Source organism: Phormidium sp. FACHB-1136, assembly GCF_014697375.1.
In the GTDB taxonomy this organism is placed as follows: Bacteria; Cyanobacteriota; Cyanobacteriia; order Phormidesmidales; family Phormidesmidaceae; genus Nodosilinea.
Genome location: NZ_JACJRS010000042.1, coordinates 14,959 through 38,583 on the forward strand (window position 1 = coordinate 14,959; position 23,625 = coordinate 38,583).

Consider the following 23,625-nt stretch of genomic DNA (forward strand, 5'->3'; position numbering starts at 1 on the left):
GGCGGAGTACTACGGAATTTAGACGGGCTCGAATTGGGGACTACGGCTTAGCTGGCCTGGAGTTTTTGGCGTAGGGCGTTTACGTCGGTCAGCAGATCGGCCTGGGTGATGCTGGTTTGTTCGCCGGATTGGAGCCACTTGAGTTGCACGGTGCCCTGGGCGGCTTCCTCGTCGCCGAGGATGAGACAGGCGGCGGCTCCACTGCGGTCGGCCCGTTTGAACTGTTTGCCAAAGGCGGAACCGCTGAGGTCGAGATCCACCGCTAGGCCATGGTTGCGTAGGGCTTGGGCCAGTTTGAGGGCGTTGGCCTCGGCAGCTTCCCCACGGGAGACCACGTAGAGGTCCGGGCTGGGGGCGGATACGGTTTGCAGTTGGGCCAGCAGCAGGGTCAGCCGCTCTAGGCCAATGGCCCAACCCACCGCCGGGGTCACAGGGCCACCCAGTTCTTGCACGAGGCCATCGTAGCGACCGCCGCCGCAAACGGTGGCCTGGGCACCGAGGTCGCTGGACTGGATTTCAAAGGCGGTGTGGGTGTAGTAATCCAAGCCGCGCACCAGGCGGGGATTCAGCACAAACTCGATGCCGAGGTCGCTGAGTTGGGCCAGTACTCGGTCAAAGTGGCGTTTGGAGGTATCGCCCAGATAGTCCAAAATGCTGGGGGCATCGGCGGCGATGGCCTGGGTCTTTTCGTCCTTGCTGTCGAGGATGCGGAGGGGGTTGCGGCTAAGGCGATCCTGGGAATCGGCGTCTAGGTCGGCCTTGAAGGGGGTGAGGTAGTTGACCAGGACTTCCCGATAGCGCTGGCGGTCGTCGCGGTCGCCGACGGAATTGAGGTTAAAGGTGAGATTTTTCAGGCCCAGGCGTTGCAGCAGGTCGGTGGCCAGCAGAATCACCTCCACATCGGCCCTGGGGTCGGCGCTGCCCAACACCTCCACGCCAATTTGGTGAAACTGCCGCTGGCGTCCCTTTTGGGGCCGTTCGTAGCGGAACATGGAGCCGCAATACCATAGCCGTTGCACGCCGCCCTGGGCCTGGAGGCTGTGCTGAATATAGGCCCGCACCACTCCAGCCGTACCTTCGGGGCGCAGGGTGCAGGATCGATCCCCCTTATCCACAAAGGTGTACATTTCCTTGCCCACCACGTCGGTGGCTTCGCCGATGCCGCGCTCAAACAGGGCGGTTTGCTCGAAGGTGGGGGTGCGAATTTCTTGGTAAACGGCCCGCTGAAACAACTCCCGCGCCGTCGCCTCTACCCATTGCCAGGTATGGATGTCAGCCACCTTCAGACCTTGGCCCACCCGCTGGGGCTGGGGCAGAATGTCTTCCGTTCCGGGTAGGGATTGAATCGACTCCATAGGGCAGCTCAAATCGGCATGGCAGAAGGATTATCATACCCCGTGGAATTCCGCTTTTGTCAGAGAAATCCTGGGAGCCATCCCCCTGAAGACAGCCTTGCCGCCAGCCCTGAAGCTATTCCACCAGCGACTAGGCTTTAGCGTCGCTGGTGGGCCATTCGGGCAGCACGCAGCAGTTCACCTCATCCACACACACCTTGCCCGACTGCAAGGCCCAGCGAAACAGTTCTACCCGGTTACCCGTGGCGGTTTTGGTGAGGATATTACTGATGTGGTTATCCACGGTGCGCTTGCTAATTTCTAGCTTTTCCGAGATTTCCTGGTTGGTTAGCCCAGCGGCCACCAGTTCCACGATTTGCAACTCTCGATCCGAAAGACTCGTCTGCCCAGCTACGGAAGATGCCTCGTCGCTTGCCATTGGCCCACGCTCCTAGGAATATGTATTTATGCTTACCTCTACTACCACTATACGCCGTTATCTTCGTCCTGTAGGGGGTGTAAAGGGGCAGGAATCCAGCCTTGGGCAGGGATGGGATCGCGGCAGACAGGGTTAGCGTTAGCCCAGAACCCGACAAGAGTAAGGACAAGGGCAAAGCCATGGCCGTAATCAAACACTGGATTATCCTCTGGTTGGCGCTGCTAGTGGTCGGATTGGGGGTGGTGCCGCCGAGTTGGGCCGCAGGGGAACCCGGAACCGTAGCCGTGGAGGCTAGTCCGTCTACCCCCACCAAAGCCCAGCCCGATGCCAGTGCGGTTCCTTCGGAGACGGTCAGCCGCTTTGTCAGTGCCTATTTAGAAGTGGTGAAGCTGATTGAATCGCGGGAGCCCAACCTCCAGAGCGCCGAAACCGAAACCGAATCCATCCAAATGCAGCAGGAAATTCAGGCCGAAGCGGTAACCCTCATTCAATCCCACGATTTGACCCTGCCAGCCTACTGGGAATTGCTGGGCTTGGCCAATAGCGACCCCGAATTTCGAGAACGGGTGCTAGCCCAGATGGAAGAAGCCAGCTTGTAGGTCTCAAGATTTCTCACATTTTTGACGCGGCTAGGGCCGCTTGGGGTATCTTGCAAAACAGGTTTAGGGCCAAGTTTTAGCGAAGGGATCATCCATGGAATTGAAGACGGTAGCCGTGACCCTACCAGAGGGCAGCAACGTGATTTTGGGGCAAACTCACTTCATCAAAACCATTGAAGACCTCTACGAAATTATGGTAGGCACCTCCACTCAGGTGAAGTTTGGCATTGCCTTCTGCGAAGCCTCCGGCCCCTGTTTAATCCGCACGGCGGGGAATGATGATGACCTGCTAGCAGCGGCGGTGCAAAATGCCCAGGCCATTGCCGCTGGTCACAGTTTTATCATTCTGATCCGGGATGCCTTTCCCATCAATTTCCTCAATGCCATTAAGCAATGCCCAGAGGTATGTCAAATCTACTGCGCCACGGCCAATCCGCTAGAGGTCGTCGTGGCAGAATCGGCCCAGGGTCGAGGCATTTTGGGCGTCATTGATGGTTTTTCTCCTAAAGGGGTGGAAGGGCCAGCGGAGATCCAGTCTCGGCAGGGTTTTCTGCGCCAGATTGGCTACAAACTTTAGCCTCTCGCCCAGGGAGGATCGGGACTATAGTATGGCCATTCAAAAAATGGATTGGCGTAGGGTAATCCATACCGCAGGACGTTTTTTGACTACAAGGAATTTCATACGTATTGATGCGTTACGCTATCGCTGACCTGGTTGACTGACAAAACCAGGCGGCGACATAGCCGTATATGTGTATTTTGAACTCGATTTGATAGGTGCGCTGGTCATGCTGTTTCCGTGATGCCATGGTTGGTTCAGGGTCGCGGTTGTGGGTAAACCGGACGTGGTCGTGCTAGGGGTGACGGTGGAGGGGACGAAAAGCCGCCTCGGTCTCTGGATTGGCAAGGCGGAAGCGGAGAATGTGCGCCGGATCGATATCGGGCCTATACTATAGAAATGGCGGGCTCATCCCTAGCTCTCCCCCTCCTTCTCTCCCCTCGATGCCTTCCTCGCTTTCTTCTCCTCTACATTGAGTTGCTGCATGCAGGGCTACTTGTCTGAAATTGATATTCGCAGCATTTTGCAGCTGATTGAACTAGGGCAGCGCACGGGAGAATTGTACCTAGAGAGTTATGGTGCCAGTTCCCATAAGTATCCGGGGCAGCGCCCTGAAGCTGGGTCAGACCTGGCGGAGGCCACCCAGTCCTGGCTAGTGTTTTTGGCTAATGGCCGCTTGGTCTACGCAGGCACCACCGACAATAGCCTCAGCCGCCTGCGAGATCACCTCCATCGCTACGGCATGGATAAGGCGCTACCCGACCCCAGCACCATTTCCGCCATCGCCGCCCTTAATTCCCTGGAGTATGGCACCCTGTGGGCGATGTTGGAACAACACCTCCTCACCCCAGAGCAGGGGCGAGCCATCCTCAGCCACATGGTACGCGAAACCCTGTTTGACCTGCTGAGCCTGCGCCAGGGTTCCTTTGTGTTTCAGCTCAGCTCGGCCCTCAGCCCCCAGTTGATGACCCACAAGGTGAGCGCCCTCGTCACCGGGCTCACCCAGCAAATTCAAACCTGGCACAAGCTACATCCCCAGTTACAGTCCCCCGATCAATGCCCCCTTCTGGTAGAAGACGAGGCGTTTCAGGCCAGTCTCTCTGAGGTCGCCTACCAGCGGCTCCGGCCTTGGCTTGATGGCCAAACCTCCCTGCGCCAAATTGCCCGCTACCTCAACCGCGACCTGGTGACGGTGGCACGGCTACTGCTTCCCTCCATCCAAAAAGGCCATGTCACCCTCGTTCAGGTCTCCAGTCGGAGCGGCCCCCATTCTCCTATGGTCAAGGGTTGGCCCCAGCGGTTGCCCCGCATTGTCTGTGTCGATGACAGCGCCACCATTCGCCAGACCGTGGAGCGCATCCTCGACGGCCAGGGCTACGAGGCCACCTCCATCGGCAATCCCCTCAAGGCGTTGGGGCTGTTGTTCCAGCTTCAGCCCGACCTGATTTTGTGCGACATTGCCATGCCCGAACTGGACGGCTACGAGCTTTGCGCCATGTTGCGCCATGCCAGCGCCTTTCGCCAAACCCCCATGGTGATGCTGACCGGGAAAGATGGCTTTTTAGACCGAGTGAAGGCGCGGATGGTAGGGGCTAACGATTACTTAACCAAGCCCTTTGGCCCCGGTGAACTGCTGGCCCTGGTAGAAAAATACGTCGGCCCCGGCGACCCGGATCAACCGCGTCCCGAAAAGTTGCTGGCCGATGCCCTAGAGAGAGACCTGGATCTGGATCTGGATATCAATAGCGCCACGATGGTTCGCTAGGTGAAGGCCCAAGGCTTGGGACACCCCATCGCCATCCCCTAGTCGCCCCTTTGCCCGCCTTGGCTAGCCCCCCTTCATAAGTATTTATTGCTGGAGTGGGTCAAGGTTGCAAAGATTCGCCATAATTTGAACCATTGACCCCAGATCATGGTTGCGTCATGTTAGGCCAACAACTCCATCCAGGAGATTTGCGGGTACGTTATAAATAGATCCCTCGGCCCTTGGATTATCCCAGGGTATACAGGGATTTCTGGGGGATACCCCCGTTGCTCGTGTGGCCTGAAATGGATCGATCCAGATTATGAGCACAGTGTTGGTGGTAGAGGACAGTCTGCCGCAGCGAGAAATGATTATCAGCTTGCTACAGGGGATTGGCCTTCAGGTGTCCTCCGCTGGGGATGGGGTGGAGGCGTTGGAACAAATCCAGAGCCACACCCCCGATGTGATTGTGTTGGACATTGTGATGCCCCGCATGAATGGCTACGAGCTTTGCCGTAAGCTGAAGGCGGATCCGGCGACCCAGCATGTGCCCGTGGTGCTGTGTTCCTCTAAGGGGGAAGAGTTTGACCGCTATTGGGGCATGAAGCAGGGGGCCGATGCCTATATTGCCAAACCCTTTCAGCCCTCTGAACTGGTGGGCACCGTGAAGCAACTGCTGCGGGGATAGTGACGTATCGAGGCGAAACCATGGTAGGCAATCCCGATTTTCTAACCCAGGCCGGACAGGATCAAGATCCGGAACTGCAATCCATTGAAACCCCGGAAGGGGAGTTATTCCTGCGATTCTTTGTCACCGCTGAGGATGAGTTTGCCCTCCCCGCCACCGGAATTCGCCGCATCATTGAACAACCCCCCGACCGGATTACCCCGATCCCGAACGTTTCTCACCTGTTGTTGGGTACCCTAAATGAACAGGGAAGGGTGGTCTGGGTGGCAGATCTCAGTCAATTTTTAGGCTATAGTTCCATGCTCAACACCGACCGGCCCGAGATTTCCGTGATAGCGATTGAAGATCAAGGAACTATGTTAGGCTTAGCCGTCAACCGGATTGTGGGTGCGCGGTGGCTAAACCCCGACAAAACAAGGGTATCTAGCACCAGCCCAGACACCATGGCTCCCTTTTTGCGAGGGGAATGGGTGTTGCCCTCCGAGGAAAATAAGGCCTTGAGATTGTTGGATCATGTGGCGATCATTCGCTCGGCTCGTTGGGCAACCTAGCCCCTAGGGTTTCCCGGATGTCTCTTCACCCCTTAGACAATGGCATTGGTAGGAGAAGGTTATGGCTTCAGGCATTGATTACTCTCAAGCTTATCAGAAAGCTGAGAGAGCCTATATCCAGGGCAACTATCAGGATGCCGCAGCCGTTATCGACGCGCTGGCGGAGGAATATCCTGAGGATCCCAGCGTGCTGCTGTTGCGGGGGCACATCTACTGCTACGGGCTGCAACAGTATGAGTTGGCGAGCGAACAGTACAGCAACGTGCTGGCCTACACCTCCGACTCAGAGTTTGTGGACTATGCCACGGGGGGGTTGGACTATGTTAGCCAATTCCTAGGGCGGGCGGGTGCAGGGAGCGGTTTCGATGGCGATGTCACCGATCAGACCTTCTTTGACGCGGCGGGCAACCAAGCCTTCGACACCCTCAATAACGAGTTGCCCAACGGGGTGGAAGACTGGGAGGAGGAGATCGACCTGGATGCCTTTTCAGTGGATGCCGAAGAACCCACGGGCATGATGGGATCCACATCGGGGGACACCACTAACCCCTTTGCCCCCCTAGGCCGCAGCGGCGATACCATTCCCGATGGCCCCGTGGCCAATCCGTTCCTAGTAGCCGAAGACGACCTAGGCGAGGATCTGGGCGAACTTAGCTTTGAGGACGACGGCGATGCCTTTGGCCCCCATAGTCAGGATCCCTTCGCCAGCGCCGATCCGGATCTCAGCTTTGATGGGGCCAATCAAGACTTCAACTTTGATGCCGCCGATGCATCAAACCTCAGCTTTGATACGGATATGGGCACCGTGGTCACGGATACCGCTGGTTCTGTTTTTGTCAGCTTTGACGAAGAGGAGGATCTTGAGGAATCTTGGCCTGCCATGATCGACGATGGCAGCGACGATATGACCGTGTTTTCTCCCGACGCCGGACTGGGGGGGGCCGATTTCAGCGACACCGGACGACCCTCGGCGGAGAACTTTAGCCGCAATGGCTTCGCGACCGAGTCTAGCCTAGAGCGGGATGAGGTCTCCACCAACAACGTCGATTTCCTCGACGAATTTAGCGAATTTGACGACCTCGGTAGCCTACCCGACTTTGAACTGTCCGATAGTTCCGCTGGCTTCACAACCCCTTCCGTCGGATCCTCTGGACTGAGTTCCACCGATGATGTGATCGATTTTAGCAGTGGGGCATCGTCCTTCGACCTGAGTGGATCCGCCGATCAGACCTCCCTCAGCGACGATGAAATCTTCAGTATTGCCGGGTCTGGCGATAGCCTGCCCGTCTTTGCCCAAACCAACGATGAGGAGGTGGAAGCCCCCCAGGAACAGGATTGGCTGGGCTTTTTGGACAATGCGCCCCTGCCCACCAAAAACCTGATCATCGCCGCCACGGCGGGGGTGGTCTCGGCCCTGGCGGTGGGGCTCGTGAACTTTGCCGCCGTCTCCCTACAGCCCAATCGGGAAATGCCCAAACTGGTTCATGCGGCCATGGCTCTTGGGGCAGGGGCAGCGGGGTTTGGGTCGGCCTACGGGGCGGGTTATCTCTCCCAACGCCGGATGCGGGAGAGCATTCGCGATCTCCAGAACCAGTTTGACTCGGTGATTCACCAGGGCAACCTGTCGGCTAGGGCCACGGTGCTCTCGGAGGATGAGTTTGGCCGCCTGTCTAGCAGCTTTAACAAAATGGCCCGCGTAGTGCTGACCACCACCAGCGAAGCCCAGCGCAAGGCCCAGGAACAGGAACAGGCCAAGGAAGACCTGCAACGCCAGGTGATTCGCCTCCTCGACGACGTGGAAGGGGCGGCGCGGGGTGATTTGACCGTACAGGCGGAGGTGACCGCCGACGTACTGGGGGCCGTGGCCGACTCCTTCAACCTCACCATCCAAAACCTGCGGGAAATTGTGGAACAGGTGAGCGTGGCGGCGCGGCAGGTGAGTAAAGGTTCGACGGAAAACGAGATTTTCGCCCGTGGCCTCTCGGCGGACGCCCTGCGGCAGGCGGAGGAACTGGCGGTGACCCTGAACTCGGTGCAGGTGATGACCGACTCGATTCAGCGGGTGGCGGAAAGCGCCCGCGAGGCGGAGGAAGTGGCCCGGTCGGCATCGTCTACGGCCCTCAAGGGGGGCGAATCGGTGGAACGTACCGTGGCGGGGATTTTGGAAATCCGGGAAACGGTGGCGGAAACCACCCGCAAGGTGAAGCGCTTGGCGGAATCCTCCCAGGAAATTTCCAAGATTGTGGCCTTGATTTCCAACATTGCCTCCCGGACGAACCTGCTGGCCCTCAACGCCAGTATTGAGGCGGCACGGGCCGGGGAAGCGGGGCGGGGCTTCGCCATTGTGGCCGACGAGGTGCGACAACTGGCCGACCGGGCCGCCAAAGCCTCGAAGGAAATTGAGCAGATCGTGTTGCAAATTCAAAGTGAAACGGGCGGTGTGATGACCGCCATGGAGGAGGGTACCCAGCAGGTGATCGAGGGCACCCGGCTGGCGGAACAGGCGAAGCGATCCCTGGAGGACATCATTCAGGTGTCCAACCGCATTGACGTGCTGGTGCGCTCGATTACCGCCGACACCGTAGAGCAAACGGAAACCTCCCGCGCCGTGGCCCAGGTGATGCAATCGGTGGAATTGACGGCCCAGGAAACCTCCCAGGAGGCCCAGCGGGTGTCGGCTTCCCTACAAAACCTGGTGGGGGTTGCCCGCGATCTGCTGACCTCGGTGGATCGGTTTAAGGTGAATAAGCGCGAGGGGTGAGGGAGTCTTGGCTGGCCCTAGACTCCGGGAAATCTAGCAAGTGTTTAGAAGGGAACCGACATGCTGCCTGAAGATCAAAAGCGAATCTTAGGGTACTTCATTGAGGAAGCCAAGGATCACCTCAACACCATTGAGCAAGGACTGCTCAACCTGGAGGCCACCATCCACGACTCGGAGATGGTGAACGAGGTGTTTCGGGCCGCCCACTCGGTGAAGGGGGGCGCGGCGATGCTGGGGATCAACAGTATGCAGCGCACCGCCCACCGCATGGAGGACTTCTTCAAGGTGATGAAGGAGTCGCCCCTGACCCCTGATCAAACCCTAGAATCGATGCTGCTGCAAATCTTTGATGGCTTGCAGGAGCAATTGGAGCATCTCCAGAGCCCCTACGGCCTCAGCGAAGATCAGGGACAGGCGATCATTGCCAACCTAGAACCCATCTTTGCCCAGGCCGAAGCCCATCTGAGCCGTTTAGCCGGGGCTCCTGCCGCCGCCGTTACCCCGGCCACCCCTGTCCCCGTCCCGGCTACCGCCCCGGCCCCCGCCCCGGCTGCCGCTGTAGCCAGCCAGCCCGAAACCAGCGCCCTTCAGTTGGTCTTTCGTAGCGATGTGCCAGAATTGCTGCGGGAAATGTTGTCTACCTTCAAACAGGCGGATGGGGATGCCTCGCGCCAACAACTGGCCCAAATTTGTCAGCGTCTACACAGTCTGGGGGAACAACTAGAACTGCCCCCGTGGTGCAAGCTGGCGCAAGCCGTGGGACAAGCCGTGGGCAACCAATCAGAAACCTACCGCACCCTGGCCCCGGTGGTCATCAAGGATCTGAAACAGGCCCAGGAGCAAGTCCTGGCTGGGCGCTTGGGCCAAGTAGCGGCCTCCGACGCCCTGCTGGCCCTGGTGCCACCGTTGCCCTCCGTCGTTGAGGATGAGTCCGATCTCGACGCGCTTCTGGCGGAGGCACTGACCGATGACGGCAGTGATGGGGAGGATCTCGCCGATCTGTTTGCCACCGCCGAGGCCGATCCCAACGCCAGTGTGGCCATCGATGCAGACGACAGTTGGCTCGATCAGATCACGGATACCGAGGCCAGCTTTGACGATGGTGGCCTAGAAGCGGCCTTTGATGGCCTAGATGGCCGCATGGCCGCTGGTGAATCGGCCCCCTTGAGTGGGATTCAGCATCACCCCGGTATTGGGCCGCAGGTGGGTACCGAAGAGCTGAACAGTTTGGCGGATCTGTTTGAAGGTGAGCAAATTGACCTAGAGGACATTTGGGAGGAAGAGGATCTGGGCGAGGGATCCCTTGAGGATGGCGATACTGACCTCAGCCCCGATGACATTGATAGCGAATTTGCCGATCTCTTCCAAACCAGATCCGCCGCCCCAGAATCGCCCAGCGAGGATGACGACGACATGACCAGCCTGTTCGGGGATGCCCTGGAACGGAGCTTGGCCACGGACGACACCACCCCAGAGATAACATCGACCACCCCCGACCTGGCGGCAACCGATGGGACGATGCCCGACGTAACGGCATCCGACACGGCGTTCGACGTAACCGCCACCGATGGGCAGGCCACCGAAGCCGCCCCCGCCGCCGACACCTCCTTTGATGCCGAGCTGTTTGACAGTCCTGATGCCGCCCCGGCCAGTCCAGTCCCGGCCAGTCCAGTCCCGGCCAGTCCAGTCCCGGCCAGTCCAGTCCCGGCCAGTCCAGCCCCGGCCAGTCCGGCCCCTGCCGCCGAGGTGGATGACTTCTTCGGCGAAGGCAATGCCGCCCCCGTCCTGGGTCGGGGCAAAACGGCCCTTGAGGAGGTGGATGACTTCTTCGGGGAAATGGAGGTCGCCCCCGCCCCTCGCCCATCTCACCCCCCGGCTACCCCTCGCACCACCAAGCCCCCGGTAGCCGCCCCGACCCCGGCGACGGTCGCCCCCGTGGCTGTGGCCCCAGAGGCCACGGTCGCGCCAGAGGAAGAACCCGTGCAAGCGCCCGCTCCGACCCCTGAACCGGAGCCTGTTGTGGAGCAGCCCCCAGCAGATAGTGATCTGAATTTGCTGTTTGACCACCTGGATCACGATGTCGTGGGTGAAGCCGAACCGGACACGCTGGACCTAACCACATCCCTGGTTCCAGATGTGGAGGAGGATCGGGAGAGTGAAGATCTGGGCGATCCCTTTGGCTTTGACGAAACCCCAGCTAGTGAAGATCTGGGCGATCCCTTTGGCTTTGACGAAACCTCAGCCAGTGAGGATCTGGGCGATCCCTTTGGCTTTGACGAAACCCCAGCCAGTGAGGATCTGGGCGATCCCTTTGGCTTTGACGAAACCTCAGCCAGTGAAGATTTGGGCGATCCCTTTGGCTTTGACGAAACCCCAGCTAGTGAAGATCTGGGCGATCCCTTTGGCTTTGACGAAACCCCAGCCAGTGAAGCTCTGGGCGATCCCTTTGGCTTTGACGAGAATCTCAACGTGGCCCTTGGGGAATCCAGTGATCAGGATACCTCGGCTGAGAAAGACCTACCCTTCGATACCGACCTCGATTTTGAGGCGGATGTGCCCCTAGAGGAGGAACTGAACCTCGATCTTGACTTGGCCTTTACCGATGACGAACCCTCCATGGCTACGGAGGAAACCATGGAAGCGCCAGAAGCAGGGTTGACCGATCCCTTTGGGGCCATTGATCTGGATGCTTTAGATCTCCTCGTTGAGACTGAGGATCTAGGCACGGAAGTTGTACCAGCCGTGCCCCCCGCCGCCGAGACTGCCCCCGCCCCCGAAGAGGACTGGCTGACCGAACTGGATGAGTTGGTGATGGAGGATGTCACCCAAACCAACGGGGCCAGCAACGGGGCCGCCGCCAACGGCACGGCAACCAATGGATCCGCAACCAATGGATCTGCAACCAACGGAGCCGCGACCCTAGACAGTCCACCGTCGGTTGATTTAGTCGATCTAGACGACTTTAGTGACCTAGAGGCGCTGTTGGAGGACGAAGGCCCGAACCCACCTGCCCCCAGCCCGCCCATGACCAAGCCTGCGGCCCCTAGCCCACCGCCCGCCGTTAGCAACGATGACGATGAATTTGGGGATCTGGAGAAACTGCTGGAGGGGGCCGACCAACTGGGCGGGTCAGCGCCAACGTTGGGGTCTCGTCGAGGGGCTGGAATGGCGAGTGGCCGTGCCCCCCGGCGGGCCAGTGCGGCAACGGATCAGACCATGCGGGTTTCGGTCGGCCACCTCGACAACCTGAACAACCTGATGGGGGAATTGGTGGTCAACCGTAACTCCCTGGAGCAGGATCAGGAGCAACTGCGGCAGTTTTTGGACAACCTGCTGAACCAAGTGCAGCAGCTCAACGATGTGGGCCAACGGATGCGCGATCTGTACGAGCGATCCCTACTGGAAAGTTCGTTGATGGCCAATCGCCAAGCCTTTGCCCTAGGCGGTTCTAGTCATAGTAGTCATGACAGCGGTAGCCACGCCACCGGGGCCACCTTCGACGCCCTGGAAATGGATCGCTTCACCGGGTTCCACACCCTTTCCCAGGAAATGATTGAGCTGATTGTACGGGTGCGGGAGGCCTCCTCCGACATCGAAATGACCATCGACTCGACGGATCAGATCGCCCGCCAGTTTCGCCAGGTTACCACCCAACTCCAGGAAGGCTTGAACAAGGCCCGCATGGTGCCCTTTGGCCAAACGGCGGATCGTCTACCTAGGGCGGTGCGCGATATTTCCATCAAGTGCGGTAAGGAAGCCAAGCTGATTGTGGAAGGGCGCGACACCCTGATCGACAAGATGATCCTAGAGCGCCTCTACGACCCCATGACCCACCTGGTCAACAACGCCATCACCCACGGGGTAGAGACCCCAGAGGAGCGTCTGGCGGCGGGCAAACCCAGGGAGGGCACCATTACCGTCCGCGCCTTTTACCAGGGCAACCAAACGGTGATTTACATTGCCGATAATGGCGGTGGCATCAACCCCACGGTGGTTAAAACCAAGGCGCTGAAAAAAGGCCTGATTACCGCCGCCGAAGCCAAAACCATGACCGATATCGAGGTCTATGATCTCCTGTTTGAACCGGGCTTTAGCACCCGCGATCAGGCAGATGACTTCTCCGGTCGGGGGGTGGGCATGGACGTGGTGCGCACGGCCCTCGCGGATATTCGCGGCTCGATTACCATCGAATCGGAGGTGGGCAAGGGTACCAGCTTCACCATTCGCCTACCCCTCACCCTCAGCATCACCAAGGCGCTGAGTTGTGTCAACAACCAGGCCCGCATCGCCTTCCCCATCGATGGGGTGGAGGATATGTTTGATGTGCCCAAGGATCGGGTGCAAACCGACGATCAGGGCCATACCAGCATTCTGTGGCGAGATACCCTCCTGTCTTTCCGACCCCTGGGCGATCTGCTGAAGTTCAATCGCAGCCTAGGCCGAGGCCGGGTCTACGGCGGATCCCTCGATGAAGGGATCGTCTCCATTGTGGTTCTCCGCAGCACCAGCACCTTCATTGGTCTTCAGGTGGATCAGGTGATTGGTGAGCAGGAAATCGTGATTAAACAGCTCGAAGGCCCGGTGCCCAAACCCACGGGCATTGCCGGGGCCACGGTGCTAGGGGATGGCCGCGTTATGCCCATTGCCGACGTGCTGGAGCTGATCGACATGGCCACTGGGCGGGTGCGGCGAGATGCCCCCACCTCGCTGTGGGCTCAGCCGGAAGGCGAAGAGGTGGTGGAAGAGAAAGCCCATGCCGAGCCTACGGTGCTGATCGTAGACGACTCCATCACCGTTCGCGAACTGCTGTCGATGAGTTTCAACAAGGTGGGCTACCGGGTGGAACAGGCCCGCGATGGCCAGGAAGCCTGGGAAAAACTCCGCTCTGGTCTGCCCTGCGACTTGGTCTTCTGCGACATTGAAATGCCCCGCATGGATGGCCTAGAACTGCTGTCCCGGCTGCAAAAGGATGAAATCCTCAGCCAGTTGCCCGTGGCCATGCTCACCTCACGGGGGGCCGACCGCCACCGCCAAATGGCCGTTGACCTAGGGGCGAAGGGCTACTTCACCAAGCCCTACCTGGAGGAAATGCTCCTGGATGCGGCCCAGCGGATGCTGAAGGGCGAAACCATGATTAGCTTGAAGGAAAGCTAGGTTCCACCGTTTCTACGGCATAGGCCGGAGCCTGAAGGCGCTGGAGGATTTGGTCGGCGGGCAGGGGCCGATCAAACCAGTAGCCCTGGCCAAGATGGCAGCCCATGGCTCGGAGCAAAGTCTTTTGGGCCTCGGTTTCAATTCCCTCAGCGGTGACACTCACCCCCATTTGGTGGGCCAGAACGAGCATTGTTTTAACAATCTCCTGGTTTTGGGGTTTGACCATGAGATCGTGGATGAACATTTGATCAATTTTGAAGGAGGTAATCGGCAACTGGTGCAGATAGCTGAAAGAGGAATAGCCGGTGCCAAAGTCATCAATGCTGATACCCACCGCCCCACGCTGTAGCTGCTGCATCTGGCGGGCGGTGAGGTTGATATTTTGCAACAGCAGGGTTTCGGTGATTTCTAAAATCAGGCTAGAACCGTGCAGATGCGTCTGACCCAAGGCCCGATTCACCCGATCTAACCAATGGGCTTCCCGTAGTTGGGAGGCCGATACATTCACGCTCACCGTTAGATCCTTGAGGTGGGGTTGCTGCCGTCGCCATTGGGCCAGTTGGGCACAGGCCGTATCTAACACCCACCAGCCCAGGGGCACTATCAACCCCGTTTCCTCGGCGAGGGGAATGAACTGTCCGGGCGACAGCAACCCTAGGGTGGGGTGCTGCCAGCGCACCAAGGATTCTAGTCCTGTGATCTGCCCCGACTGCAAATCCACAATCGGCTGGTAGTACAGCACAAACTGCTGCTGGGCGAGGGCCTGTCGCAGATCGGTCTCCATCGTGAGCCGCTGGGCGGCGGCCAACTGCATGGCGGGGTCAAAAATGGCGTAGCGGTTGCGCCCCTTGGCCTTGGCGCTATACATGGCAAGGTCAGCATCGCGGATCAGCTCCGTGGGGGTTTGGTTGGGCTGGGTAGCCCGCACAATGCCGATACTCGCTCCCACCGTCAGGTCATGACCCGCCAGATGACAGGGGGATCCTAGGGCTGCTAGGATCTGATCAGCGGTTCGGATGGCCACCATCACATCATCGGTGTGATCCAACACCATGACAAACTCGTCGCCCCCCAACCGGGCCACCCAGTGCTGGATTTGACTGAGGCGCTGGGCCATTTCCACCAGCAGCTGATCGCCCAGGAGATGCCCCAGGCTGTCGTTCACCACCTTAAAGCGATCCAGATCGAGGAAAAGGACGATGAACCCAGCTAATTCGGATCGCGACACCCGGCCTAGGCAGTCCTCTAGGTGGGTTATCACATACTTGCGGTTGGGTAGCCCTGTAAGACTGTCGTGGAGCAATTCGTGGTTTAGCTGAGCCTGGGCGGCAAGGCGCTGGTCAATTTCCCGGCGCAGACTGCGGTTCCATAGCACCATCAGCCCTGCCCAGCCAACAACCATGACCACAACGCCGCTGCCGATCAAGCGCCGCACCAGGGGCCAGTTGGTTTTGTAGATATCAATGCCGTTGAGCCAGCGCCGACTGAGAGCGTAGTACTCTGAATGGGGGTCATTTTTCAGCCGCGTTAGGTGGAGATCCAGGGCGGTCAAGACCTCTCCTCGCTGCCCCTTGGGAGCTACAAAGTGAAGCTGGGCAGGCTGGAGGAGGATGTTGGTTTGCACGCCCCCCGGCAGATTTTGCGCGATGGGAAAGAAGCGATGTACAACTACGCCATCTACCGCTTCATCCTGTAAAAGCTGAGTTAGATCATCGAAGGTATCGACAAAGACGAGCTCTGGACGAATATCAAACCCCTGGCTGGCCGTTGCGAGGGCGTTGGCCTGGATGCTGTCCCGAAGTACCCCTAGTCGCTGGCCATCGAGATCGAGGATCGACTCTAGTTTCACCCCTCGGCGGGCCACCACCACCGACCAACTGGGGGTCACCACCACCCGGTTAAAGTCAAATCGGGCCTCCCGCTCCTGGGAATAGGCCACATCCATCATCAAATCTAGCCGTCCTGCTTCCACATCGGCCAGACAATCCGCCCACTGGCAAGGCACGTAGGTGATGTCCCAGTCCTCTTCAGCGGCAATCACCACCAGCAGATCCGGGAAAAAGCCGCTGGGTTCTCCCGTATCCCCGTCCCAAAATACCTTGGGTGGATTGTCATAGACGCCTACCCGCAGCGGCAATGCTGCGGCCTGGGCAGGATCAGGGGTGAGGCCAGGGGCTAGACCGAGGCTAGCGATCCCAAGGGCCAGGGATAATGTACGCCAATTCACCACAGGCTCCGGGATAGCAACTACCGAATCACTCCGCCGACTCTTTCCCCCAGGCATTCTGCTCATGTCCCACGCCTGGTTTGATGCGCCCGTAGCTTGGGGGTGCTTGATTTATTCTAAGGCCAGATCCTCAGCCCTAGGCGCTGGCCAACATTGGGGCGGCTTGCAGTAGGGTTTGGGTATAGGGATGCTGGGGGCTGGCAAAGAGTTCCTGGGTGGGGGCGATCTCCACAATTTGCCCCCGCTGCATAACGGCGATGCGGTCGCACATGAACCGGGCGACCCAAAGATCGTGGGTAATAAAGAGGTAGGTGAGGTTGAAATCCTGCTTGAGGGCCAGCATCAGGTCGAGCACCTGGGTTTGCACCGTGGCGTCTAGCATACTCACGGGCTCATCGCAGATCACCAGTTTGGGTTTGGTAATCAGGGCGCGGGCAATGGCCACCCGCTGTTGTTGACCACCGGAGAGATCCCCTGGGAAGCGGTGCATATAGTCCTCTACCGGGATGAGGCTAACGCGGGCCAACATCTCACGGGCCTGGTCGGCGGCTTCGGCAGCGGTGGCGAGGCCATGAATCACCAGCGGATCGGCGACGCCCTGGCCCACGGTCATCATCGGGTTCAAACAGGCGTGGGGGTCTTGGAACACCATTTGAATCTGGCGTCGCTGCCGTCGGAGGGCTGAGGCGGACAGGGTGGTGAGGTCGGTGCCGTCAAACTCGACCTGGCCTGCGGTGGGTTTGATAATCTGCAAAATCGTCCGAGACAGGGTGCTTTTGCCGCAGCCCGACTCTCCCACCAGACCCACAATTTCGCCGGGGTAAATGTCCAGCGAGACCCCATCGACGGCCTTGATCACCTTAGGCGGCTCCTTGCCCAGGAGACGGGCCACGGGGTTGGCCTCCATTGTGTAGTGCTTTTCCACCTGGGTCAGCCGCAACAAGGGCTCCACCGCCGAGGCCGGATCGGGGGGTTGGTAGACAAACCCAGCGGACTCCTGAAGCTGGCGGGCACTGTCTACCAGGGATCGGGTGTAGGCATTTTGAGGCTGCTGGAACACCGCCAGCGCCTTGCCCTCCTCCACCTTCTCACCTTGGTACATCACCGCTACTCGGTCGCAGTATTCCGCCACCAGGGCTAGGTCGTGGGAAATCAGCATCAGCGCCGTGCCCAGGTCGTTGCAGAGGCGCGTCAGTTCGTCCAAAATTTGGGCGGAAACCGTCACATCCAGGCTAGTGGTGGGTTCATCGGCCACAATCAGATCCGGCTCTAGGATCATCGCCAAGGCAATGGCCACCCGCTGCCGCATCCCGCCGCTAAATTCGTGGGGATATTGGCCAAACCGATTCGCGGTAATGTTGACGGTTTCCAGCACCTCTATGGCCCGATCCTTCGCCGCCGCCGCCGAAATTTCTGGTCGGTGTGCCCGCAGGGTTTCGATGCAGTGATCGCCGATGGTCATCAGCGGATTGAGGCGAGTCATCGGATCCTGGAACACCAAGGCCACGGCCTCGCCCCGAAACTCTCGCAGCCGCCGAGGGGTAAAATCCAGCACCGATTCCCCCTTAAACCACACCCGCCCCCGCAGATCGGTCGTTTTGGGCAGCAACCGCAATATCGCCCGTCCCAGGGTGCTTTTGCCACAGCCCGATTCCCCCACCAGGCCCAGGGTTTCCCCCGCCGCTAGGGTCAAAACCATATCATTCACCGCCGGATCACGCTGCCCTGGGTAGGTGACCGAAAAGTTATCGAGTTCAAGCAGGGTTTCAGCCATGGGGAAATGTGGGGGCGGCGATATAAACCGTGATGGGGCAGGGGAGGCCGGGGCAGGGGAGACAGAGAGAATCCGCTATTGGTCGAAGCGGCGCATCAGGTAGGCAACGCCAAAGTCGCCGTTGGGGTGGTCTTCCAGCAGTTTGGATAGGGCAAAAATCCGCTCGGCAATGTCTGGACCTAGCTTATCGACAATGGCCTGCTGTTCCCGCGCAATGGTCTCTTGATCCCGCACCTGAGACTGCCACTCGGCGGAAAAAAGATAGCCAATGTGGGTATCCAAGCTCAGCTTTTGCAGAATGTTCCACTCCCCGGCATCGCACCAAATCCCCTTGCAGTTGGGGCAGCGCTCCACATAAAAGGCGGTGTGCTTGAGGCTCACTCGCCCCCGCACTAGGTAGCTGCGGCAGTCGGGGCAAAGGGCGGCACGATTATCTAAACCCGCTGGCTGAAAGGGCACATCCAGGGACAGCGGCAGCACGGCCACCTGGGTCGGGGCATCGGGGTCAATCTGGGGCCTTTGCCACTCGTCGTAAATCTCCGGCGGAATCCAAGACCCGCCACAACTGGGGCAAGCCTTCGCCGCCAGCCCTGGGGCCAATTCGCTATCTTGCAGGGGCACGTTCCCCTCTTTCGGGCATTGGTACAAAGCGGGTTCTCCTAACAGGTGACGCGGGGCCACGGATTGCCGTGCCGTCCCCAGGAATTCCTACTATTAAACCATTCTGCGCCACCGTTCCCAGGGGTTGTCCAGAGCGACCCCCAGGGCAACCAGGACCAAGCCACCATGGGCCAAACTGTGGGACACCAGCCTAGGACGATGTCCCACAGTTTACCCTGTGCCTCTGTAAGTGAAACCTATACAGGCCAAGGCTTTGATGGGTTGCCGCTAGGTCTAGCCTGTCTCCCTGAAGATGCCGCCGATTGACTGAGTGACCCACAGAGTTAAGAATGCGCTGACCAGGGAAAAAGATTTTTCATCATTTTTAACTCCCCATCTTTGTATGATCGGGTTACAACTGGTCTAAGTATCCCGCAGCCGTTGCACCGACAGGGGATGCCCGTCGTTCCTGCCGTGGCCCTTGGTTTGTTTCCTTGCCCCGTCTTGCAGAATTTCCGTGATTCTATCGTCTTCCCCTACTATCCGCCGTGGTAAGTCCCTCTATGAACAGGTCTATCAAGCGTTGCGTTCGGCCATTCTGACCGGGCAGTTGGCCCCTGGAGATCGCCTGGTAGAAACCCAACTGGCCGAGTGGCTTCAGGTCAGCCGCACCCCCCTCCGGGAAGCCCTGCGCCAGCTTCAGCAGGAAGGATTGGCCACCGCCGATGTTAGTGGTGGGTTGCGGGTCACCACCATCACCGCCGCCGATGCCGCCGAACTGTATGACTGCCGACTGGCCCTAGAATGCCTTGCTGTGGCCGGAGCCTGCGCCAACGCCACCCCAGAACACCTCAAGCGCATCGAAGCCTGCGTTTTGCAAGCCGACGCCCTCGAAGCCCAGCCCCAAGAGCCTTGTACCGTTGCCCCATCCCCTTCTCCATCCCCATCCACCCCAGGGCAGATCTCCCCTCAACAGTTGCTTGATGTGGACTACCAATTTCACCATCTGATTGCTGAAAGCTCTGGCAATCGTCGCCTGATCTCCCTGCTCGATGGCCTGTTCGACGCCATGGCTCTGTTACGGATTCAAACTCTCAAACAAAACCCCGATGTGTTGGACATTCGCCTAGAACATCGACAGATTTACCAAGCCATCGCTACCCGCAATTCTGAGGTAGCCATCACCGCCATCAAAGGCCACCTCAGTGCCAGCAAGGCTAGGGTGATCCAAGAAATCGAAGCCTACCAGCCCCCGATCTAGATGGCCCAGGCCCAAGATGCCTGGGAACAATGCCGCCCCGTTCACGGTACCGTGTTCCTTGGGCGGTGTTCGATGTGCCGTGCCCCGTTGATAACCGCTGGTGAACTATGGAAGCTACCTCGTCGATGGATGGCCTGCTGGGAATGGATGGCCTGCTGGGAATGGATGCCCTGCTGGGGATTGTGGCCCTAGCGATTTTGCTGGGCGGGCTGTGGATGCTGCTGAGCGGCGTGGGCGATATGAACCGCTGAGGCGGTAGGGGGCAATGGGGTGCGGGGCAATTCTGAGAGACTGACGCGGGCCGTGGCATAGGCATAGAGCTTGGCGACCCCATAGGCGAGGGTAACCCCCAACAGCAGACTGGCCACCGCCATGCGCCCCCAATCCAGCAGCCACAGGAGGGCCAGCCCCAGGGCTACGAGGTCAATGGCAATCACATCCAGCCGATGACGGGGGCCAGAGGGGTGAAAGGCCTGCCCCTCAAAGCGGCCATTGGCGAACAGGTTAAAGCCCAGCAGACTAACGAGGATCGTCATCATCCCCAGGCCCAGCCACCCCGCTGCCGCCAGGTAAAAGCCACCGAGTTCACCCAGGATGGTTGCGGCCAACACGGCGGTAAACCGCTCTAGTCGGGGCGTTGATCCCAGTCGCCTTGCCGTTAGCACCTGTTTCACATCCACCCGCGCCATGTGGGCCTGCTCCAGCAGCATCAACCCCAGGGCCAAGGCCAACAATCGCGACGGCAATGGTAACGGCTGAAGCCCTTGGCTCCACAACCCCAGCCCCGCTGGCAAAAAGCACAGAGCTACCCCCACTGGCACAAAACCCATAACACACCCTACACCCGATGATCCGCCCTAGCATACCCTTCCTAGGGGAGGAATCCAGGATGGCCCCAGCCAGTTCTACCATTGGCCCGCCGCCATCTTAATCCGAAACGAGATCCCTGCCCCGTCGTCCTGTTCCTGCTTATAGTTAAGCTGTCCCATAATTCCTGTCCCATATTCCTGTCCCAATTCCCCTGTCCCCCATCCTCTGTTCCATCGCATTATCCAGGAGCCAGCCCCCGTGCCCCCCACTCAAACCATCCTCACGGACTTGTTCACCATTGGGCAGCGCCAAGGGGAGATTCCCTGGCAGCCCTTCCGCCCCGGCGTGGAAATCTATCCCCTCTGCCAAGGGCAAGATACCCCCGCCCAACTGGCCCTTTTGCGCTATCAGCCCGGTGCCTCGGTACCCCGCCACCGCCATCCCGGTTTCGAGCATATTTTGGTGCTGTGGGGTGCCCAGGAAGATGACCAGGGCCGCTATTCCGTCGGCACCTTGACCATTAACCCACCGGGCAGTCAGCATCGGGTGGCCAGCCCAGAGGGGTGTATTGTGTTGATTGGCTGGGAGAAACCCGTAGAGATTCTCCCCGGCGAGGCACAGCTTGGAAAATCCTGAAGATTAGTGGCCTTCGCCATGCCGCATGACAGAATGGGGCGTGACCCAAGGATATTGAGCAAAAAAGGATCCCTATGAAACTGGTTGTGGTGGGTGGCGTGGCCGGAGGGGCTTCAGCGGCGGCGCGGGCGCGGCGGCTGGATGAACAGGCCGAAATTGTGGTGCTAGAGCGGGATCATTACGTGTCCTACGCCAACTGTGGCCTGCCCTACCACATCAGTGGGGTGATTGCCGACCGGGACAAACTGCTGGTGCAAACCCCCGAAAAGCTCAAGCAAAACCTCAACCTGGACGTTCGCACGGGTCACGAAGTCACCGCCATTGATCGGGAAGCCAAGCTTGTCCAGGTTCGCAATTTGGACACCGGGGAAACCTACACCGAGTCCTACGACAAACTGGTGCTTTCGTTGGGGGCGGTGCCCATTCGTCCCCGCCTGCCAGGGATAGATCACCCCAGTATCTTTGTGCTGCGGAACATCCCCGACATGGACGCCATCATGGCCAAACTGGGGCCAGATACCCAGCGGGCGATTGTGATCGGCGGCGGCTACATTGGCGTAGAAGTGGCGGAAAACTTGGTGCATCGCGGCCTGAAGGTGCATGTGGTGGAGATGATGGATCAAATTATGGCCACCCTGGATGCTGAAATGTCGCGGGATTTGCAGTACCACATGGCCGACCACGGCGTGCTGCTGCACCTGGGCACAGCGGCGGCATCCTTTACCGATGTAGAGGGCAAAATCCAAGCCAACCTATCCAACGGTGAAGTGTTGACCGCTGACCTGGTGGTGATGGCCGTGGGGGTGCGCCCCAATACGGAACTGGCCAAGACAGCGGGGTTGCCCGTGGGGCCAAGGGGTGGCCTGGTGACGGATAAGCATATGCGTACCATCGATCCCGACATCTACGCCGTGGGCGACATGGTAGAAACCGAGCACACTATCACCGGGGAACCCATGCTGGCGGCCTTAGCAGGGCCAGCCAACCGTCAAGGTCGCATCGCCGCTGACAACATCTGCGGGCGCAATTCCACCTACAGCACCACCCAGGGCACCGCCATCGTCAAACTCTTCGACATGGCCGGGGGCGGCACCGGAGCCTCGGAACGAATGCTGCGACAGGCCAACATCCCCTACCGCAAGGTGTATCTGCATCCCTCCGGCCATGCCACCTACTACCCCGGCACCACGGCCATGCACCTCAAGGTTCTCTTTGCCCCTGGTGACGGCAAACTTTTAGGCGCTCAGGTCGTCGGCTTCGATGGCATCGACAAACGCATTGATGTCCTGGCCACGGCGATTCGGGCTGGCCTCACCGTCTACGATTTGGAGCACCTGGAACTCTCCTACGCGCCACCCTTTGGTTCCGCAAAGGATGCTGTTAACATGGCAGGCTTTTTGGGGGCCAACCTCCTCCGGGGCGACTACCTGCCCTGGTACCCCGAAGACTACCCCGAAAAAACCAACCTCGGCACCATCGTCGATGTCCGCACCCAGGCCGAATACGAAGAGTGGCACATCCCCGGTGCGTTCCACATTCCCCTGGATACCCTACGGGATCGACTGAGCGAAATTCCTGCCGATTCCCCCGTATTTGTCTACTGCCGAGTGGGCTTCCGGGGCTATATGGCCGCCCGCATTTTGATGCAAAGCGGCTTCGATCATGTGTTTAACCTCTCCGGCGGAGCGCTCACCTTCAGCAGCGTCCATCCCACGGTCTATTCCACCGGAAAAGCCCGTTATCCCTTTGTCGCCCATGCCGAAGACCACATGGCCGAACAGGCGCTGGGAATGTAGCGTGTATCAAAGGATTGGATGTGGAATGCCTACGAGTGTCGTCAAGCTAACTTTTCACCCTCTCCATCATGCTAGTTAGAACTTCTGAAGGCTCAGAACAATTGGCTAAATACTGATGACAGATCTCCTGAACCTTCTTGTGCTCTCTAAAGTTGGATTCGAGTGACCAAATCACAGCATTTCTCACTAGGACATCCTCAACCGAATTTTCTCCTTGCAAGAAATCAAGCAAATGATTAATGTATCGATTATCACCTGTTGCCATAAAGCTAGCCCATAAGCAATCGATAATTGCTGGATCGTCAATAACAAAATCCAACAAACTAGGCGGATAATTTTGGTTATAGTCGTTCCTCAATTCGCTCAAGTCAGAGTGAAATAAACTTCCTAGTTCTTTCAGATTTTCCTTTGATTCTGGCGTGTCAGACAACCACAGCGCTGTGAGCAAAATTTCTTGCTCTTCTGAATCTGCAACTGGTAGAGTTTCAACTAACCATAGGGAAACATCGTGAGGGTATCTGCGAAAAACAGCTGTCAAAAAAGCTTGAACTGACGTTGCACTAGTTGGTTCTTTAAGAATCCCATGGTGGATCATGCTCTGAATGGCAACTGGGATAAGTTCTGGGCTTGGCTTGCAGTAGAAAAAACTCATCCATTGATCAATAGACTCACGAGTCAATAGCTCATCCATA

The 23,625-nt window shown here is 58.7% G+C and carries 19 protein-coding genes; 12 read left to right on the plus strand and 7 right to left on the minus strand.

What is annotated here, in order from left to right; translation table 11 throughout:
* Positions 1 to 47: 47 nt before the first annotated feature.
* Both hisS and H6G62_RS13850 read right to left on the minus strand, forming a co-directional pair.
* Positions 48 to 1,355 carry a histidine--tRNA ligase gene (gene hisS, locus H6G62_RS13845; RefSeq protein WP_190496084.1) on the minus strand — a complete coding sequence of 436 codons (1,308 nt, stop codon included), beginning with the start codon at positions 1,353 to 1,355 and terminating at the stop codon, positions 48 to 50.
* Between the two features lie 130 nt (positions 1,356 to 1,485).
* Positions 1,486 to 1,773: a helix-turn-helix transcriptional regulator gene (locus H6G62_RS13850; RefSeq protein WP_190496086.1), complete on the minus strand. Its 288-nt coding sequence runs from the start codon at positions 1,771 to 1,773 to the stop codon at positions 1,486 to 1,488.
* Between the two features lie 179 nt (positions 1,774 to 1,952).
* On the opposite strand from H6G62_RS13850, the gene H6G62_RS13855 reads away from it, so the two are divergent.
* The 8 genes from H6G62_RS13855 to H6G62_RS28340 all read left to right on the plus strand — a co-directional run bounded on the left by H6G62_RS13855 (position 1,953) and on the right by H6G62_RS28340 (position 13,829).
* Positions 1,953 to 2,372: a DUF4168 domain-containing protein gene (locus H6G62_RS13855; RefSeq protein ID WP_190496088.1), complete on the plus strand. Its 420-nt coding sequence runs from the start codon at positions 1,953 to 1,955 to the stop codon at positions 2,370 to 2,372.
* Positions 2,373 to 2,466: 94 nt separating this feature from the next.
* On the plus strand, positions 2,467 to 2,949 hold the full coding sequence (locus H6G62_RS13860) for an adenosine-specific kinase (protein WP_190496090.1): 483 nt from the start codon (positions 2,467 to 2,469) through the stop codon (positions 2,947 to 2,949).
* Between the two features lie 253 nt (positions 2,950 to 3,202).
* Positions 3,203 to 3,328, plus strand: a complete 126-nt coding sequence (locus H6G62_RS28335; RefSeq protein ID WP_277883028.1) for a hypothetical protein — start codon at positions 3,203 to 3,205, stop codon at positions 3,326 to 3,328.
* A gap of 87 nt (positions 3,329 to 3,415) precedes the next feature.
* Positions 3,416 to 4,696 carry a response regulator gene (locus H6G62_RS13865; RefSeq protein ID WP_190496092.1) on the plus strand — a complete coding sequence of 427 codons (1,281 nt, stop codon included), beginning with the start codon at positions 3,416 to 3,418 and terminating at the stop codon, positions 4,694 to 4,696.
* A 301-nt stretch (positions 4,697 to 4,997) separates the two neighbouring features.
* Positions 4,998 to 5,363, plus strand: a complete 366-nt coding sequence (locus H6G62_RS13870) for a response regulator (RefSeq protein ID WP_190496094.1) — start codon at positions 4,998 to 5,000, stop codon at positions 5,361 to 5,363.
* 20 nt (positions 5,364 to 5,383) lie between these two features.
* Positions 5,384 to 5,914, plus strand: a complete 531-nt coding sequence (locus H6G62_RS13875; protein ID WP_190496096.1) for a chemotaxis protein CheW — start codon at positions 5,384 to 5,386, stop codon at positions 5,912 to 5,914.
* A 61-nt stretch (positions 5,915 to 5,975) separates the two neighbouring features.
* Positions 5,976 to 8,675 carry a methyl-accepting chemotaxis protein gene (locus H6G62_RS13880; RefSeq protein WP_190496098.1) on the plus strand — a complete coding sequence of 900 codons (2,700 nt, stop codon included), beginning with the start codon at positions 5,976 to 5,978 and terminating at the stop codon, positions 8,673 to 8,675.
* A 60-nt stretch (positions 8,676 to 8,735) separates the two neighbouring features.
* Positions 8,736 to 13,829, plus strand: a complete 5,094-nt coding sequence (locus H6G62_RS28340) for a hybrid sensor histidine kinase/response regulator (RefSeq protein ID WP_190496101.1) — start codon at positions 8,736 to 8,738, stop codon at positions 13,827 to 13,829.
* On the opposite strand, the gene H6G62_RS13890 is transcribed toward H6G62_RS28340, so the two are convergent.
* The 3 genes from H6G62_RS13890 to H6G62_RS13900 form a co-directional block, all read right to left on the minus strand.
* On the minus strand, positions 13,810 to 16,056 hold the full coding sequence (locus H6G62_RS13890; RefSeq protein WP_190496102.1) for an EAL domain-containing protein: 2,247 nt from the start codon (positions 16,054 to 16,056) through the stop codon (positions 13,810 to 13,812). The genes H6G62_RS28340 and H6G62_RS13890 overlap by 20 nt on opposite strands.
* Positions 16,057 to 16,192: 136 nt before the next feature.
* A complete protein-coding gene (locus H6G62_RS13895; RefSeq protein WP_190496104.1) occupies positions 16,193 to 17,830 on the minus strand; it encodes an ABC transporter ATP-binding protein in 1,638 nt (545 codons plus the stop codon).
* A gap of 75 nt (positions 17,831 to 17,905) precedes the next feature.
* On the minus strand, positions 17,906 to 18,451 hold the full coding sequence (locus H6G62_RS13900; RefSeq protein ID WP_347239354.1) for a zf-TFIIB domain-containing protein: 546 nt from the start codon (positions 18,449 to 18,451) through the stop codon (positions 17,906 to 17,908).
* 496 nt (positions 18,452 to 18,947) lie between these two features.
* Between H6G62_RS13900 and H6G62_RS13905 the strand changes: the two genes are divergently transcribed.
* Complete coding sequence (locus tag H6G62_RS13905) at positions 18,948 to 19,691, plus strand: FCD domain-containing protein (RefSeq protein WP_190496106.1); 744 nt, start codon at positions 18,948 to 18,950, stop codon at positions 19,689 to 19,691.
* A gap of 107 nt (positions 19,692 to 19,798) precedes the next feature.
* The gene (locus H6G62_RS13910; protein ID WP_190496108.1) at positions 19,799 to 19,942 is read left to right on the plus strand and encodes a hypothetical protein; all 144 of its coding nucleotides are present in this window, start codon (positions 19,799 to 19,801) and stop codon (positions 19,940 to 19,942) included.
* Here the strand turns inward: H6G62_RS13910 and H6G62_RS13915 are convergent.
* Positions 19,880 to 20,521 carry a hypothetical protein gene (locus H6G62_RS13915; RefSeq protein WP_190496110.1) on the minus strand — a complete coding sequence of 214 codons (642 nt, stop codon included), beginning with the start codon at positions 20,519 to 20,521 and terminating at the stop codon, positions 19,880 to 19,882. The two genes, H6G62_RS13910 and H6G62_RS13915, sit on opposite strands and share 63 nt — an antisense overlap.
* 238 nt (positions 20,522 to 20,759) lie before the next feature.
* Between H6G62_RS13915 and H6G62_RS13920 the strand changes: the two genes are divergently transcribed.
* Positions 20,760 to 21,137 carry a cupin domain-containing protein gene (locus H6G62_RS13920; protein WP_347239355.1) on the plus strand — a complete coding sequence of 126 codons (378 nt, stop codon included), beginning with the start codon at positions 20,760 to 20,762 and terminating at the stop codon, positions 21,135 to 21,137.
* Between the two features lie 74 nt (positions 21,138 to 21,211).
* Entirely contained in the window at positions 21,212 to 22,933 is a 1,722-nt protein-coding gene (locus tag H6G62_RS13925; protein ID WP_190496112.1) for an FAD-dependent oxidoreductase, read from the plus strand.
* A gap of 46 nt (positions 22,934 to 22,979) precedes the next feature.
* Here the strand turns inward: H6G62_RS13925 and H6G62_RS13930 are convergent, their stop codons facing one another.
* The gene (locus H6G62_RS13930) at positions 22,980 to 23,624 is read right to left on the minus strand and encodes a hypothetical protein (protein ID WP_190496114.1); all 645 of its coding nucleotides are present in this window, start codon (positions 23,622 to 23,624) and stop codon (positions 22,980 to 22,982) included.
* Position 23,625 lies beyond the last annotated feature (1 nt).